Source organism: uncultured Meiothermus sp. (genome assembly GCF_937863175.1).
In the GTDB taxonomy this organism is placed as follows: Bacteria; Deinococcota; Deinococci; order Deinococcales; family Thermaceae; genus Meiothermus.
The window spans coordinates 1-15,010 of sequence record NZ_CALMCQ010000034.1 but is presented as its reverse complement, the minus strand read 5'-3'; the positions used below and the strand labels follow the sequence as shown (position 1 = coordinate 15,010).

13 protein-coding genes and 1 tRNA gene are annotated in these 15,010 nt (G+C 59.6%); 4 read left to right on the top strand and 10 right to left on the bottom strand.

The genetic code is table 11. The annotated features are described in order from the left end of the window. The 7 genes from Q0288_RS01380 to Q0288_RS01350 form a co-directional block, all read right to left on the bottom strand. Nucleotides 1-778: acylphosphatase (locus tag Q0288_RS01380; protein ID WP_299426005.1), on the bottom strand; the 778-nt coding region annotated here is incomplete at its 3' end. Nucleotides 779-961: 183 nt separating this feature from the next. Then, complete coding sequence (gene hypB, locus Q0288_RS01375) at nt 962-1,669, bottom strand: hydrogenase nickel incorporation protein HypB (RefSeq protein WP_299426003.1); 708 nt, start codon at nt 1,667-1,669, stop codon at nt 962-964. A gap of 9 nt (nt 1,670-1,678) precedes the next feature. Further along, entirely contained in the window at nt 1,679-2,026 is a 348-nt protein-coding gene (gene hypA / locus Q0288_RS01370; RefSeq protein ID WP_299426001.1) for a hydrogenase maturation nickel metallochaperone HypA, read from the bottom strand. Then, nucleotides 2,019-2,522 carry a hydrogenase maturation protease gene (locus Q0288_RS01365; protein WP_299426000.1) on the bottom strand — a complete coding sequence of 168 codons (504 nt, stop codon included), beginning with the start codon at nt 2,520-2,522 and terminating at the stop codon, nt 2,019-2,021. Before Q0288_RS01365 ends, hypA begins: the two co-directional genes overlap by 8 nt. 228 nt (nt 2,523-2,750) lie before the next feature. Then, nucleotides 2,751-3,452 carry a Ni/Fe-hydrogenase, b-type cytochrome subunit gene (gene cybH, locus Q0288_RS01360; protein ID WP_299425998.1) on the bottom strand — a complete coding sequence of 234 codons (702 nt, stop codon included), beginning with the start codon at nt 3,450-3,452 and terminating at the stop codon, nt 2,751-2,753. A 9-nt stretch (nt 3,453-3,461) separates the two neighbouring features. Beyond that, a complete protein-coding gene (locus Q0288_RS01355; RefSeq protein WP_299425996.1) occupies nt 3,462-5,153 on the bottom strand; it encodes a nickel-dependent hydrogenase large subunit in 1,692 nt (563 codons plus the stop codon). 3 nt (nt 5,154-5,156) lie between these two features. Next, nucleotides 5,157-6,398, bottom strand: coding sequence for a hydrogenase small subunit (locus Q0288_RS01350; RefSeq protein ID WP_299425994.1), 1,242 nt, complete (start codon nt 6,396-6,398; stop codon nt 5,157-5,159). Nucleotides 6,399-6,645: 247 nt separating this feature from the next. Between Q0288_RS01350 and Q0288_RS01345 the strand changes: the two genes are divergently transcribed. The 4 genes from Q0288_RS01345 to Q0288_RS01330 all read left to right on the top strand — a co-directional run bounded on the left by Q0288_RS01345 (nt 6,646) and on the right by Q0288_RS01330 (nt 9,499). Then, a tRNA-Leu gene (locus tag Q0288_RS01345) sits at nt 6,646-6,731 on the top strand. 653 nt (nt 6,732-7,384) lie between these two features. After that, on the top strand, nt 7,385-7,897 hold the full coding sequence (locus Q0288_RS01340; protein WP_299425992.1) for a hypothetical protein: 513 nt from the start codon (nt 7,385-7,387) through the stop codon (nt 7,895-7,897). Next, complete coding sequence (locus tag Q0288_RS01335; protein ID WP_366914719.1) at nt 7,834-8,775, top strand: ABC transporter ATP-binding protein; 942 nt, start codon at nt 7,834-7,836, stop codon at nt 8,773-8,775. The genes Q0288_RS01340 and Q0288_RS01335 overlap by 64 nt, the downstream gene beginning before the upstream one ends. Further along, nucleotides 8,741-9,499 (top strand): ABC transporter permease, encoded by a 759-nt coding sequence (locus Q0288_RS01330; RefSeq protein ID WP_299425979.1) that lies wholly within the window; start codon nt 8,741-8,743, stop codon nt 9,497-9,499. The genes Q0288_RS01335 and Q0288_RS01330 overlap by 35 nt, the downstream gene beginning before the upstream one ends. A 61-nt stretch (nt 9,500-9,560) precedes the next feature. Here Q0288_RS01330 and Q0288_RS01325 read toward each other — a convergent pair whose 3' ends face one another. From Q0288_RS01325 to Q0288_RS01315, 3 genes are all read right to left on the bottom strand, one after another. Further along, nucleotides 9,561-12,416, bottom strand: a complete 2,856-nt coding sequence (locus Q0288_RS01325) for a tetratricopeptide repeat protein (protein ID WP_299425976.1) — start codon at nt 12,414-12,416, stop codon at nt 9,561-9,563. A 63-nt stretch (nt 12,417-12,479) separates the two neighbouring features. Continuing rightward, complete coding sequence (locus Q0288_RS01320; RefSeq protein WP_299425973.1) at nt 12,480-13,517, bottom strand: hypothetical protein; 1,038 nt, start codon at nt 13,515-13,517, stop codon at nt 12,480-12,482. 8 nt (nt 13,518-13,525) lie between these two features. Beyond that, entirely contained in the window at nt 13,526-14,572 is a 1,047-nt protein-coding gene (locus Q0288_RS01315; RefSeq protein WP_299425970.1) for a hypothetical protein, read from the bottom strand. Nucleotides 14,573-15,010: the final 438 nt, after the last annotated feature.

Genomic DNA, 15,010 nt, shown 5'->3' with positions numbered 1-15,010 from the left:
CCATCAAGGCCAGCGGTTTGAACCGGCGCAGTTTGCGGCTGCGGAGCAGTTCCACGGCCTCGGTCTGGGTGGCATCGCAGGCCAGGTGGTAGCCCCCCAGCCCCTTAACCGCCAGGATATGTCCTTCGCGCAGCAGCTGGGCGGACTGCACTATGGCCTGGTGCCGGCTGGCGAGGGCTTGCAGCTTGTGATCCCACAGGTAAACCTGCGGCCCGCAGGCCGGGCAGGCCACGGGCTGGGCGTGGAAGCGGCGGTTGAGGGGGTCGTGGTACTCCCGAGCGCACTCCGGGCACATCGCAAAGCCCCGCATGGTGGTGAGAGGGCGGTCGTAGGGCAGTTGCTGGATAATCGAGTAGCGGGGGCCACAATTGGTGCAGTTGATGAACGGATAGCGGTAGCGCCGGTCGGTAGGGTTTTCCAGTTCGCTCAGACAGTCGGGGCAGACGGTCAGGTCGGGCGAGATCCGGGTAGCCATGGGGCCGGTGGACTCACTTTCCACAATGGCAAAGCCGTCGGGCAGGCTCCCCGGACGTTTTTCCAGTATCTCTACTTGCTCGAGTCGGGCGGCGGGAGGGGCTTGCTCGCGGATCAACTCGACCAGCTGCGTCAGTCGCTCAGGGGTTGCAGAAGCCTCGATGAGCACGCCCTCGAGGTCGTTGCGCACCCAGCCCGAAAGCCCCAACTGCAGGGCCAGGCGGTAAATGAAGGGGCGGAACCCCACCCCCTGCACCACCCCCTGCACCCGTATACGCCAGGTTTGCTCGAGGCTAGGTTGCATAACCGGAAAAGTATGGGCGCAATTCGCGCAAAAGCATCAGGGCCAGATTTCTGCCTCCAGGGGTTGCAGCGGCGGTGACTCTGCTGCGGGGATAGGCCGGTGGCGGGGAATTGGCAATTTTCTCACGGGTCGCGCCCACGCCAGCCCGGGTATGCCAGGACAGGGGTGGGACTGGGTTCAGGTTCAGTTGGGCCGCCGCAAGAAGTCATACCAGGCCTCGAGGCCCATTCCGGTTCGGGTCGAGACCTCCAGGATCGCTGCCTGGGGTGCAACCTGGCCCAGGTTTTCCAGAGCGCTGGCCCGGTCAAAGCCCACCGCCTCGGCCAGGTCGCTTTTGGTGACCAGAATCAGGTCGGCGCTCTTGAACATCCGGGGGTATTTCAGGGGCTTGTCCTCGCCCTCGGTCGTGGAGAAAAGCACCACCCGGGCATCCTCGCCCAGGTCGTAGGCGGCAGGGCAGACCAGGTTGCCCACATTCTCGATGAAGAGCAGATCGAGCGCTTCCAGGTTCAGGGGTTCCAGGGCGCGCTCAATCATGGCCGCCTCGAGGTGGCAGAGGGTTCCGGTCTGAATCTGTACTGCGGTGGCCCCGCCTACCCGCAAACGCTGGGCATCGTTGTCGGTGGCCAGGTCGCCCACAATCACCGCCATGGACAGGCTGTCCTGGAGGTCTTGCAGGGTGCGGGACAGCAGGGTGGTCTTGCCGGCCCCTGGCGAGGAGAGCAGGTTTAGCGTTCTGACCCCCGCCGCCCGGAGGCGCGCTCGGTTGGCCGCGGCGTACTGGTCGTTGAGGGCCATTACGCCCTTTTCTACGCGGATGCGCCGCCCGCGCTCCTGGGCGTGCTCCCCCAGCACCGACAGCCCAATTCCAATCTCCTTAATCTCTGCCATACCGCCCCCCTAGTCCACGTCCAGATACTCTACTTCTAACTCCTGCCCTTGCTTGATCGCCGCCGTAGCCTGGTTACAAGCAGGACAAACCGCGACTCCAGAGCGGTTCTCCGACTCAAAATCTATCCGGCACTCCGGGCAGTGGGCCCGCAGGGGAAGCCAGCGAACCTCGAGCCGGGCTCCATGGGCCAGGGTATCGGACTTGAGGGCCTCAAAGGCAAACTCCAGGGCTGCTTTCTCCACCCCGCTCAGGGCTCCCACCTTCAGGCCGATTTCGCGGATGGCCCTGGCCCCTTCGCGCCGGGCGTGTACCTCAGCGATCTCAAGGATGTTCTGCATCAGGCCGAGTTCATGCATGGGCTGCCTCGGAGAGGGGCTGTACCCCCAGGGAGGCCAGCTCCTGCAAGACCGCTTTTTCCAGGGCCTCGAGGCGACTGGCGATGCGTAGGCTGAGCTCGAGGGTCAGGCTCGAGCTAATCTCGGCGAGCGAGTTGACCCCGATGGCGATAAAGGTTACGGGGGGCAGGTCGCCATGAATTTCCATGGCGGTCAACAGTTCGGGCATCTCCCATTCGTGCGAGGATAGCTTGCCGTACTGAATTGCACTGGGAATATCGTGCAGGGAGAAACGATAAATCTCGCCCAGTTCAGCCGCTACCGCGTCCACCACAATGACCTGCTCGCGGCCAGCAATCAGCGGCAAAAGATCCCAGGCCAGGGTTCCCCCATCCACAATTTCCAGGCGCTCGGAGAAGGCATATTTTTCCTTCAACCGCCTGACCAGCACCACCCCCACGCCCTCGTCCCCGTACAGAAGGTTTCCCACGCCCAGTAGCAGTATCTCGTGTGCCATAACCACCCTCAACCCGCGATTCCACGCCCAACAACCCGCGATTCCAGCCCAATTGTAGCCCGTTCGACGGGAAGGCCAGCCTGTGCTTTCCTATTGTACCGGCCGGCCCAGCACACGAGCGGGACTCCCCGCTTCGACCCAGGCGCTCGCAGCCACCTGCGGGGGCGCTCGAGTTGGTGCGTATCCGCCCAGCCAAACTGACCCCGGAACCAGGGGGCCCAAGCGTTCCTATTTTTGCGGCTGGGCATCGTCTACCTTGTACCCCGAGATCATGGCTTCCATCACCATGGAACGCCCACGGATCGAGTACCAGGCCACCATGTACACATGAATCAGGGTGAAGACTATCAGAACCCACATGGCAATGTGGTGGTAGATGCGCACGTTGGCAAGCCCGCCGAGTGCGACCTCGAGGGGCTTGAGCAACTGCCCGGTCCAGCCCGCCAGACCCATGCTCTGGTAGGGGGCTGCCAGGATCAGGCCGGTCAGGATGACTACAACCAGGCTAAGGTAGAGAACAATATAGGCCAGGTACTGCAGCGGGCCGTAGTTGGAGTAGATGTAGGTGGGGTGGTCGCGCCGGAGCAGCGTGTAGAACGCCAACTGGTCGCGCCAGGCCTTCCAATCGAAGAGGATGCGCCCCATGCTTACTTCCTGACCCAGGCCCAGCTTTGGGCCGGGCTTGAGGAAGAAGAACTCGTAGATGCGGATCAGCGTGATGGCCAGCAAAAACCATCCTGCCGCAATGTGCAGGCTGCGAATATAGAGCTGATCAAATCTCAGATCCGGGGTCAGGAAAGGGTTGGCGATGTAAAAACCGCTTACCGAAAGCCAGACAATCAGTACCACCCGAATCCAGTGGGAGGCACGGGTGAAGCGTCCGAAGGTGTAGTGCAGTCGGACAGGCTCTTGTGGGTTGGGATTGGCCATTGTGTCCTCCTACACCTTAATTTTCAGGTGGGCTAGCGGGTTGCCCTTGGGATCCAGCAGGTGCACCGCGCAGGCCAGGCAGGGGTCGAAGGAATGAACCGTGCGCAGAATCTCCAGGGGCTTCTCGGGGTCTGCCAGCCTTTGTCCCGCCAGTGAGGCTTCGTAGGCGCCGACCTGCCCTTTGGCATCCCTGGGCGAAGCATTCCAGGTAGAAGGAACCACAGCCTGGAAGTTCTCGATCCGCCCGTTCTTTACCCGTACCCAGTGCGATAGCGTGCCGCGAGGAACCTCCGACATCCTGAAGCCGTCGCCGTCTTTAGGGCTATAGCTGGTGAAGAAGCGTTCGTCCCCCTTCGAAACATTGGCAACCAGCTCGTTGACCAGGGTGGGCATGTAATCGGCCAGCAGCTTGGTCTCCATGCCACGCGCAACCGTGCGGCCCAGGGTGGAGTACCAGAAGCGGAAGGGAACCCCGATACGGGCGGTGTACCCATCCATGATTCGCTTGCTGGCCTCATTACCGGCTGCATAGGCCACGATCAGGCGGGCCAGCGGGCCGACTTCGACATTCAGGCCGTCGTAGCGCGGGCTTTTGAGCCACGAGTACTTTCCATCCACTTTGAGCTTGCCATCGGGCTCGAGGCCAGTGTACTGCGGGTTGGTCTGCCCTTCGAAGGGATGCAGTGCGGTCTGGTCACCTTCGTAGGTGTAGTAGGAGCGGGCGACTTCCTCGGTAATTTTCTGAGGGTCTATGGGCAGAACCCTGGTCAGGTCGCGGTTGACCACCAGGCCCTTGGGCAAGAAGAAGTGCTGGTTCTCCCAGGGCTCTTCATCGAGGGGAAGGGCGCCGACCGACATATAGTTGCTCAGGCCGGCCCCATCACCGCGCAGGGCCTCGTCTTTGTAGCGGGTGCCCATCATCACCAGGTCGGGCAGGTAGGCCCGGTCAATGAAGTCCTGGGCCTGTTTTAGCATGAATAGGTACTGGCCGATTCGCTCGGCGCTGAGGGCATCGCGCACCGAGGTCACCCCGCCCACAATCAGGCTCTGCGGGTGGGGGCTTTTGGCCCCAAAGATGGCCAGCATCTGCGACATGACCCGTTGCAGGGCCAGTGCGTCGAGGTAGTGCGAGGCCATAATCAGGTTCTCTTCGGGGGTTAGCTTGTAGGCTGGATGGCCCCAGTAAGCACCGGCAAAGGGACCTAGCTGCCCACTCTGGACAAACCGGGTCAGCCGCTGGGCTACCAGACCATAATGACTCTCCGAGGCGTTGTAGGGGTTGGCGTGGTACTCATGGGCGACCCGCACGGCCCTGGCCGGGTTTGCCCCCAGGGCCGAGACGATATCAAACCAGTCCATCCCGTGAAGGTGATAGAAATGCACTACGTGGTCGTAGACAACCTGTGCCGTCCACATCAGATTGCGTACCAGGCGGGCATTGGGGGGAACACGCACCCCATACGCATGCTCGACGGCTTCGGTGCTAACCTCGTAATGCTGGTAGGTACATACCCCGCAGATGCGCTGGGTGAACATGCCCAGGTCGCGTGGGTCGCGTCCGCGCATGATCAGCTCGATTCCACGGAAAGCAGTGCCGGAGCTGTAAGCTTGACTGATTACGCCCTGTGCATCTACTGCCGCCTCGATGCGCAGGTGGCCTTCAATTCGGGTAATGGGGTCTACTACGATGCGCTCAGCCATGATTTACTCCTTTGGCTCGGGGGAGGTTTTGCTTGCCTTGCGGTCTTCCAGGGCCGAACGCACCATGGTTCCTACGGCATGAGCAGCAATGCCGACTGCGACTGCACCCATCGTCCACAGGCCGACCCGGTCGGCGGTGGAGTCGCTAAGCACCGGCGGTGAGAAAACCCTGGCGGCTACCGGCTGGTGGAAGGGGGTCATGGTATCCCAGAAATTTGGTTCACTACAGCCCACGCAGCCGTGACCGGCCTGGATGGGCCAGGAGGTGCCCTGGTTGTAGCGCACCACGCCGCAGTTGTTGTAGGTGAAAGGGCCTTTGCAGCCCACTTTGTACAGGCAGAAACCCTTCTTTAAGCTGCTGATGTCGGCCCAGCTCTGCACAAACTCCCCCGCATCGAAGTTGCCGCGCCGCTCACACTTGTCGTGGATGCGGGTACCATAGGCCCAGACCGGACGATCGAAAGCGTCAAGCTGAGGAACCCTGCCAAATAACACCAGCTCCAGAATGGTGCCCACAATGTTGGTCGCACCGACCGGGCAGGCCGGGAGATTGATTACAGGCGTACGGATGTTGTTGTCTCGCAGGAATTCTTTGATGCCCATGGCCTCGGTAGGGTTGGGGCCAGCCTTGGGGATTCCCCCATAGGCAGCGCAAGTACCCGCCGAGAGGACATATTTGGCATCGCGTGCGATACGTCTGACCAGGTCGGTACTGGGTTCCCCTTTGGATCCGGAGGTCATGAAGATGCCACGCTGGCCGACTGGCACCGAACCTTCAAATATGGCGATGTACTGACCCCTGTGCTTTTCGATACTACCCGCCAGTACCGCTTTGGCCTGGTCGCCCGCAGCCGCCATCAGCGCGGGGTGGTACTCGAGCGAAAGTACCTCGAGGATGATGTTATCCAGCCCAGGGTTGGCGGTGCGCAGCAGGGCCATCGAGTTGCCAGTGCAAGACTGCAATTCCTGCCAGATGATGGGCAGCCGGGTAGCAGCCTCGGCAGCCCGGGCAACGCGCCCCGTGAAAGCGGGGGGCAGCCCTAGCGTGGCGGTCATAACTGTAGCCCAGGCTATGAAATCCCGGCGGGTTAGGCCATGCTTGTCGAGGGCTCGGTTTAGCCGTGATTCCTGCTGCGGTGGCAGCAGGGCAGCCAGATTCCGGTCGGCCTCGGCAAGCAAGAGGGCCTCTTGGGCCGGATGAAGCGGCTGCAGTTTGCTGGGTTTGGGTTCTTCGTAACTGGACATGTGTGAACTCACCTCCAAAATTTAGACTCTCGGAACCAGGTTTGAGCCCCAAAAATCTGCCGCCACGCTGGCAGCTTGCAACCCTTGCCACACCACCCAGGGATACCCTGAGCACAACCTGCGGTGCAAGTACATCAGGCATGGCTTTCATGCAGTATCTCGGTGGTGGTTACAAGTCAGTAGTGTCAATTGTCCCTGCAAACGGGTTGTCAGAATGCGTTCAAGCGCTAAACTAGATAGCGGGCCTGCCGGGATGGCGGAATGGTAGACGCTACGGACTTAAAATCCGTTGGGCGCAAGCCCGTGTGGGTTCGAGTCCCATTCCCGGCACCAGTTTCTAGGCCGCGAATGAGCGAGTACCTGGGAGTCTAGGTTTCGACAGGGTGATTGGTTTTCTTGATGCGAGCTCGGTAGACAACCATCCACGTCAGGATGCACTGGTGCAAACCTCTCCGGCAATCAAGAGCAAACGGCGGTAAGCGCTTTGGACAAAAGCCTGGACATGGCATACCCGGATCCACAAGCGCTGCTTGACCGAATGCACCCCCTTCCCAAATTTACCTGGTAGAACCGTGTGTACCGTAGGGGCCTTCCAGCCAGGTCCATACCAGCCATCACACGACGAGTCCGGCTTGCGATTCCAGTTCACAAGGTGCCGGGTGCTCCGAGCTATTTAGATAGTGAGGAACGCATTTGTTGCTATATAAAGTCTGAAACTACCGCTCAGAACCTATTACCCGGGATCACAAACTCCAGGTATCCTGACCAAGTGTGCAATTGACCACTTGAAAAGGGATAACGAGCCTGCTAATCTTTACGGTGCAGCATTCAACCAAAGGTGGTGAGGCATGGTGGCTCTTCTCGAGACCAGTAGTCCGCTGGAACTGCGAAATATGCTGGGTCTGTCACCTCAAGAAATCCTAACGGTGACACATCTCTCTGGCAAGATTAACGGCCATTCATATAGCGGGAGTGGTGTAGGCCGCATGAATCCCGTGCCTGGCCATTCGGTTAGCGAGATCGAGCTGGTCAACTTCCCAGCCTCGTTTGCGGTTCCACTATGCAAATCCTGGAAGTGCAAGAACCATATAAAAGATAGATTGATGGTCTACCAGCAGGAAGCAACCATAGAGTACTCTAAGGGCGCAACAGGCTCGATTTTTACACTCGGTGAGGTGCGCAGACTTGGGATAGGCGTCTCACTGTGTTTCAACAGGTTCGATGGGGAGTACCAGGGCCCGACTGAAGTTGAGAGGGTCTTCCCCTGGCAGGTGTTTTACACGCGAGCCGGGGTTGGTAGGTATGAAATAACATGCCTCCGGCAGATCATCGCCGAGGGCCAACTGGTGGAAGCACGCTGGAATGGGAAAATGGTCGTCGTCGAAGGTGAGGATCTGCCGGATCACAGTATTGACTTTGTTCAGGAGAAGTTCACATGGGCATGGGATCCCGACCGGAGCCGCTACACCGGGAAGCTTCGCTTCAAGACCAACCCTTGATTGCGGTTCGTGGCCTGGGAAAATCTTTTACCTCGAACCCGGTTCTTAGCCAGGTTAACTTGGCCCTGTATCCCGGGGAGATCGTGGGGCTACTGGGGTTCAATGGCGCTGGCAAGACCACCCTGGTTAAGCTCTTGTGCGGCTTGCTGCTCCCAGACCAGGGTGAAATTAGCCTGTTGGGAAGGCCGCTGGGGCGCGAGTCTGTAAGGCAGCATGTGGCGGTGATGAAAGAGGGCCAGCCGAGCCTGTACGAGTTCATGAGCGCCAGGCAGAATCTTTTGTACTACGCGGCCCTGCTGGGGATCAGGCAGGCAGCGGGGGCTGTTGCGCGGGTAATGGAGCTTTGTGGGCTGGGGGAGAAAGCAGACACTCCGCTGCTTTATCTGTCTTTTGGCACCAAGCGGCGGGTTGGACTGGCCCTGGCCTACCTCAAGCAAGCCAGGGTCTTTCTGCTCGACGATGCCTCTACCGGCCTGGACATGCCCAGCATGGCCCAGATGCGCAGCCTTTTGCGGCAGTATGCCCGGCAGGGGAGCACCGTCCTGCTGACCGGCCACGAGATGGGTTTTATGGAGTCAATCTGCGACCGGGTACTGGTTCTACACAACTCCCGCATCGTGGTGGACAGCTCACTCGGCCAGTTGGTTTCGCGCTTCAACTTGGTGCAGACCCTGGAAGCCTGGGTGGAGGGAGAGCCTGGCTTCGGCGAGGTGCTGGAATCGGAGGGCTCGCTCACCCGGGTGAGGTTCGGCCTTGCCGAGGCCGCCCGGCTGTCGCCAGAGCGTATTCATTACCTGAAATTGCACGAGGGTTTACTGGAGCAGTTGCTACAGGGGGTGCAGAGTGCTGAAAGCCGAGCTAATCAGGTACTGGGCTGATCTGCGGTTCTACCGGCAGCTACTGCTCGGAAACCTGCTAACCGCCATTCTGGTGACCGGCGGGATCTTTTATCTGGTAACCCTGCTGGGCGAGGCCAGCATATCCGCCCTGGCCGCCCTCATCCTCTGGCAGTACGCCAGCATACCGTTGTCTAGAATCTCCGCCGACATCTGGGAGGAGAGCACTAGCGGGGCCTTCGAGCAGATGTACCTCCACGCCAGGCAGCCGGTGCTGGTGTTGCTGGTGCGCATGGGAATTTATGCTGTCCAGCACACAGTCTATGCCATACCGCTTTTCCTGGTTCTGGCTGCGGTGTTTGCACTGCCCTGGTCGGCCCTGGTGGGGTATCCCTGGCTGGGCCTGCTCGGCATCCTGATCCTGACGCTTCTGGGGCTATCGGGGCTGGGCCTCCTGGTGGGCGCGGTGCTGCTGGTCTACCGCAACGCGATTAGCTACACCTCGGCCCTCGAGTATGTCCTGCTATTCGTGAGCGGCGCAGTCATCCCGTTGGCCCAGTTACCTGGCCCCATTGCAGCCGTTGCCCCCTGGCTGCCGCTCACTCTCGGCATCGAGTCCCTAAGACGCCTGGAAGCCGGAGGGGACGTGAGTGCAATGGTCTTGCTGCTGGCCTTGCAGTCGGTTGTACTGCTGCTGGTGGGCCTGGTCGCTTTCCAGGTAGCGCTGCGGCGTGCGCTACGGCGTGGGTTCGCCATGAGCACCTAGGCTGTAATGCGAAATCGAGTGTTTTACCAAGTGACCCCATACATTCCAGGCAGATCGCGCATCAGTCAAGCAGTTTCAAAAAACGGGCGGTCATGTCCGATGCCCGCCCCTCCTGCCACAGTTGCTCGAGGGTGGTTTCATCGAACAGCCGAGATAGTTGATCCAAGCCCGCTTGTAATACGGGTTGTTCGGCCTGAGAGACCACGACCTCGTTATCCTGGCGCATAGCATGTGCGGCGCCAAACAGACGTGCCGATTGGGCAGGGTCGCTCTGGAGGAGTAGCAAGGCCAGGGTCTCGAGATAACGGGCTATGGTGAGGTGGTCGGTGGTTTGCAGTGCGATGGGAAAGCCACTGCGGAGGAACTCCCGGGCTTCTGCAAGGTTCCCTTCTTGCAAGGCCGTCTCGGCCAGACCCAGCAACCCATAGGCAATGCCGGGATTCAACCCTAACGCCTGGTGGGTTCTGAGGCCCTGGCTGAACAGTTGCCTTGCTGCAGCGAGGTGGCCTTTTTGCAACATGACCGTGCCCAGCTCGCTGGTTACGAAGCCAATCTTGAGCCCATGCCCCAGCTCGCGGTAGATATGCAGACTCTGTTGCAGTTTTGTTTCGGCTACTTCGGGCTGGCCCTGGTCTCGAGCGGTAAGACCCAGGCTCTGCAGGGCGTTGGCGAGACGCAGTCGGTCGCCAAATTGCTCGGCGAGGTGCCTGGCATCCTCGCCCAGAGTCTGGGCAGCAGGATAATCGCCCTGCAGGCGGGCCACCTCAGCCAGATTAACCAGCACAAAGGGAAGTCCCAACACATCCCCTACTTCGTTATAGACATCGAAGCTTTCCAGGTACAGCTTTCTGGCCTCGGATAGCTTGCCCTCCACCAGCGCCACATTGCCGCGAGAGAAGAGGGCATCGGCCAGGTTGCTTTTTTCACCGAGCCGCCGCCGAATCTCGAGGTTTTCGTCCTGATAGGTGCGGGCCGATGCAAAATCACCCAGATGCGTGGCCAGGTTCCCCAGGTTTTGTAAGGCGTAGGCGATGCCTTCCGGGTCGCCATTGGTTCGCCGGAGGGCCAGAGACTCCTCCATCAGTGGGCGGGCGTTTGTATAATTTCCTTGCCGCCAGAGTAACACCCCCAGACCCATCAAGGCACTTGCTCGAACCAGGGGAGGGACCTCTCCGGGCAGATCCAGGGCGTCTTGCAGCCAGCGCCGCCCCTCGCTAAACTGGCCGCGCAAGTCCCAGAACCAGCGCAGGCTCGAGGCCATGCGCAGGGCTTCCAGGGTTTTCTTATTTTCAATCAGCCAGGTCAGGGCTGCACGGTGGTTGGCCTGCTCGAGGTCGAGCCGCTCCAGCCAGTCCATCTGCCGGGGGCCGATGCGTCCGGTACTGGCTGCCTCGGCGAGCTCGAGGTAGTAGGCGGCATGCATCTCTCGGCGCCTGGGTGCTTGCCCGGAAAGCTCGAGTTTTTCCAGGGCAAACTCACGGATGGTCTCGAGCATCGAGAAGCGGGGCTCGAGACTTTGCCGTTCTTGAATGACCAGGCTTTTTTCTATCAGACCACTGACCTCCTCGAGCAATTCCAGGTCGCTTTCATCGTGACAGACTGCTTCAAGGGCTTCCAAATTGCATCCGGCTACAAAAACCGACATGCAGGTAAATAACTGCTGTTCTTGTACAGACAACAAACGATAACTCCACTCGATGGCATCCCGCAGGGTGCGCTGGCGCTCGGGCAGATCGCGGGGGCCATCGGTCAGCGTTTTGAGACGGCTGGAAAGGCGTTGCAATAAAGTTCTGGGTTGCAACACCTTGATTCGCACGGCTGCTAGTTCTATCGCCAGCGGCAAGCCATCCAGGCGGCGGCAAATTTCCCCCACGGCGGCGGCATTTTCGGGGGTCAGCGAAAAGGCAGGATTGACTGCACTGGCCCGCTCCACAAATAGCCGAACCGCTTCGCTCTGGCCGAGTTCTTCAAAACCCGCACCGCTGGGCGGAAGTTGCAGTGGAGACACCGCCAGTTCTCGTTCGCCGAAAAGTCGCAGTACCGCACGGCTGGTGCTCAGAATCTGAAGACCAGGGGCTTTGCCCAAAAGCTCACTGACAACCGATGCCGCAGGCAGCACCCCTTCAAAACCATCCAGCAGCAGCAACAACTTTTTGGGACGCAGGTATTCGATCAGGCTCTCCAGAAGCGGGCGGCTGCTCGACTCGAGCAGGCCAAAGGTGCGGGCAATAGTCTGTACCAGCAGGGCCGGGTCGCTCAGGGTAGAGATTGGAATGAAGGACACGCCATCTGCAAAATGCGACTCGAGCCCCCGGGCAACCTCGGTGGCAATCCGGGTCTTGCCCACCCCACCTGGGCCCACCAGTGTTACCAGTCTTGCCCCATCCAACAGGAGGGTCTTGACCGCAGCGATCTCGTCGTCGCGCCCGATGAGGGAGGTCAGAGCGACGGGGGGCTGGTTCGAGAGTACCGCAGGCTCGGGCTCCTGGTAGGGGGGGGTGGAAGGGAGTTGCTGGTTTAGTTGAACCAGGTCGGTGTGGAGCAGTTGGCGCAATTCCTCAAGGGTCACGAAGGTTTTGGGGTGTGCATTCCCGGCCTGAATAGTATCGAGCAACTGGGCCAGGCGAGGTTCGCGTCCGGGTGCCGGTTCCTTGATGTAGATCAGTTGGGGTAGGCTGGCTGCCAGCCGATACTCGTCTTCCAGGCCCGACAGGGTCATGTTTGGGGCGATCCAGCCATAGCGCTGGAAGTAGATCCCCACAAAGACCTGGCATTGCTGGATATAGGGGCGGTACAGGCTCTGGGGGGGATGGGGTCTGGCCCCCATCTCGAACATCACACATGCATGACCCGATTGCTGGATTACACTTCGCACAACCAGGCGTTCTTCAGTCAGTTCCTGTAAGTTGGCACTCACAAAAAAGCGTAGCCCTGGCGTGGCTGACGGGGTGGTGGTTCGAGTGGACATGATATGCATACCTTAGATCCCAAAGCGCTCGAGCAGGCGCTGGGTGATCCATAGCAGTATGGGAACAAAAATCGCCGTAGCCAGCAGCCTGGGGGTCTCGACCGGCCAGGGCCAGGTAGAACTGCGCTCGAGCAAAACGTACTCGGTTTGCAAGGCCACCAGCCCCTTGAAGATGCCATCAATCTGCTGGTAGCTGCCCATGTCAATCTCGACATAGAGCTGGGTCACCAGGCGCTCGATCCTCGAGTGTACCTCGTCGTGCAATCGCCGCTTTTCCTTAAGCAGCATCCCGTGGATGCCCCAGGCGGGCAGAATAAACGCCGCCAGCACCACCATTTCCACCACCAGGCAGGCCAGGTAGTCGCTATACTGCAGGCTTTGCTGGGGCGCAAAATAGAGCCAGGCGTAGTTGATAAAAGTTACCCCGACGGCAACTCGCAAGTTGAGTCGGGAAAACACGTACAGGGCCTGGGGCCGCAGCAGGTCGGCGCTGCTCTTGCGGTGCATCTGCCCGCTGGCCCGCAAATAGTGAATCAACCAGTAAATCAACCCCCCCAGTGTCCACCAAAAAACCAGCAGGATAGTCATATCAATCACGCTGGCCTGAGGTGAGGTGAACATCAGCGAAGTGGCTTTAGCGGGGGCCATCTGTTGTTGTAGCAATGCCCACAAAACTCCCAGCAGACTGGCCAGCAGAGCCCAGTGGCTGCGGGCTGTGGTGAGCTTGTAGCATTCGATCTGGCTGTCGTGGTCACTCATGGGCAAGAAGGGCCGGAAGTGCTCAAAGGTAGCCCTGGCCGACCTGCGCAGGTAGTGCACCAGCCCCAGCCCAATGGCGAAGTTGGTGCTGCTGATGAAGTGAAACAGGTTAAGTGTACCCACTGCATAACTGCCATCCCACCACTTGACCAGGGTTTCGGCAGTAAAAAACAACAGCCCCAGCCCCAGGTAAAACAACCCAAATGGAAGTGGCAGTCGTTCGACCCAGTCAAATAGCCGATCCATCCAGCCTGGTGGATAGGGCCTGGGAGCAGTCTGCTGGATGACCACAGGACTCCTCAGTTAAACAGCCGGCTCAAGATTCGCTGCACCAACCAGATTAGCAGAGGAGCCGCTATGGCGGTGGAGAGGATGCGGAAGGTTTCGGGCTGCCAGGGCCAGGTAGAGGCCCGATCCAAAACAGTTTGCTGGATCTGGATGCTGGAGAGGGCTTTTTGCACGGGATCAATTCTATCCAGCCTTCCCTCGTCTATGCTCTGGTGCAGGTCGGCGGTGGCCCTTTGCAGGCGCTCGTTAAGCAGTCCTTGCAAGCGACGTTTTTCTTCCAGCAGCAAAATGTGAATGCTCCACAGCGGGAGCACAAACACCACCACGATCAGCACCTCCATCCCCAGCGAAACTGCCGTGATGGCGGGGGCAGTCTGGGCGATGGTCAGGCTGACCACAACGAACCAGACATAGTTGATCAGCGTGCCGCCCACGGCGGCCACCACAGTGTGGTTGGAGAGGGCATAAAGTGGCTGGGGCAGCATCAGATTGATCTGTTCGATACGGGTATAGACGTGCTGGATAATCCGGCTCTGGCGCAAAGCCATAAAGAACAGCGCACCCAGAACGGCCCAGATCAACAGGGCAACCCCCAGGTCAATGGCCAGGCTCACACTGGAGGAGCTCCACAAAATACTGGGGTGAACCGGCTTCATGATGACCAGCCAGTAAACTACCCCAAAGCCTGCACCAGCCAGGGTAGCGGCCAGTGTAGCCTGAGCCGGGGCTACGGCGAGCTGGTATCTGAGTTCCTGGTAGCCAGTCTCACTCAGGCCCAGGGTAGGACGAATCGTATCGAGGGCTTTCTGGGCAGCCCGAATTAAGTAGCGGATGAGCAGCAGCCCCCAGGGAATATAGCTCGCGGCCAGAATTTGCAGGGGTAGAAATTGCCCCACAGTCAGACTGCCATCCCACCACTTGGCCAGGGTTTGGGCCAGGGCCAGCAACCCAAATATCCCAAGATAAGGTAGCCAGAAAAGTCCCCCCAGCGCATCCCATCTCGAGATCAGCCAGTTTGCCCAGGAGGCAGGATAGGGTCGGAGATATGTATTTTGCATAGTGGTTACCAGGGCAACCTACTATATGGATGTGCTATAAAGTTTAGCTCGAGTTGGCCTCCGGCGCGAATGCCGTTGTGTTTCGCTCTGGTACCTGGCACCTGCCCGGCTCTACTTTGTAGGCTCTGATGGCCCGCAAGAATCTCCTGGTTAGGAATGTGCAGTTTGTGGAGAGGCTGGCAACGGAGTTGCACCGAAGCAAACCCCAAAAATGCATCTCCTATGAAGCCATGACCGATTTTTCTATCGTGGGTGCACCTGGTACCGGGAATGGAATCGGGGCCACCTGCTGCTTGTTAATAGGCTGGAGGGGTTATGGATTTAATCCTTACGCCCCATCTGGGGGGGCTTGGCTCGAGTGGGGTCTGTAGCCCAAATCCATAAAAGCGAAAAAGGGCGACCGGCGGGTCGCCCCAATGGTTCTTGCGACTCGCTAGC

Coding starts and splice junctions, on each gene's coding strand:
- Q0288_RS01335 (WP_366914719.1), top strand. CDS start 7,834: ATGGGCATGGGATCCCGACCGGAGCCGCTACACCGGGAAGCTTCGCTT.
- cybH (WP_299425998.1), bottom strand. CDS start 3,452: ATGGCCAATCCCAACCCACAAGAGCCTGTCCGACTGCACTACACCTTC.
- hypB (WP_299426003.1), bottom strand. CDS start 1,669: ATGGCAGAGATTAAGGAGATTGGAATTGGGCTGTCGGTGCTGGGGGAG.
- Q0288_RS01315 (WP_299425970.1), bottom strand. CDS start 14,572: ATGCAAAATACATATCTCCGACCCTATCCTGCCTCCTGGGCAAACTGG.
- Q0288_RS01340 (WP_299425992.1), top strand. CDS start 7,385: ATGAATCCCGTGCCTGGCCATTCGGTTAGCGAGATCGAGCTGGTCAAC.
- hypA (WP_299426001.1), bottom strand. CDS start 2,026: ATGCATGAACTCGGCCTGATGCAGAACATCCTTGAGATCGCTGAGGTA.
- Q0288_RS01350 (WP_299425994.1), bottom strand. CDS start 6,398: ATGTCCAGTTACGAAGAACCCAAACCCAGCAAACTGCAGCCGCTTCAT.
- Q0288_RS01355 (WP_299425996.1), bottom strand. CDS start 5,153: ATGGCTGAGCGCATCGTAGTAGACCCCATTACCCGAATTGAAGGCCAC.
- Q0288_RS01365 (WP_299426000.1), bottom strand. CDS start 2,522: ATGGCACACGAGATACTGCTACTGGGCGTGGGAAACCTTCTGTACGGG.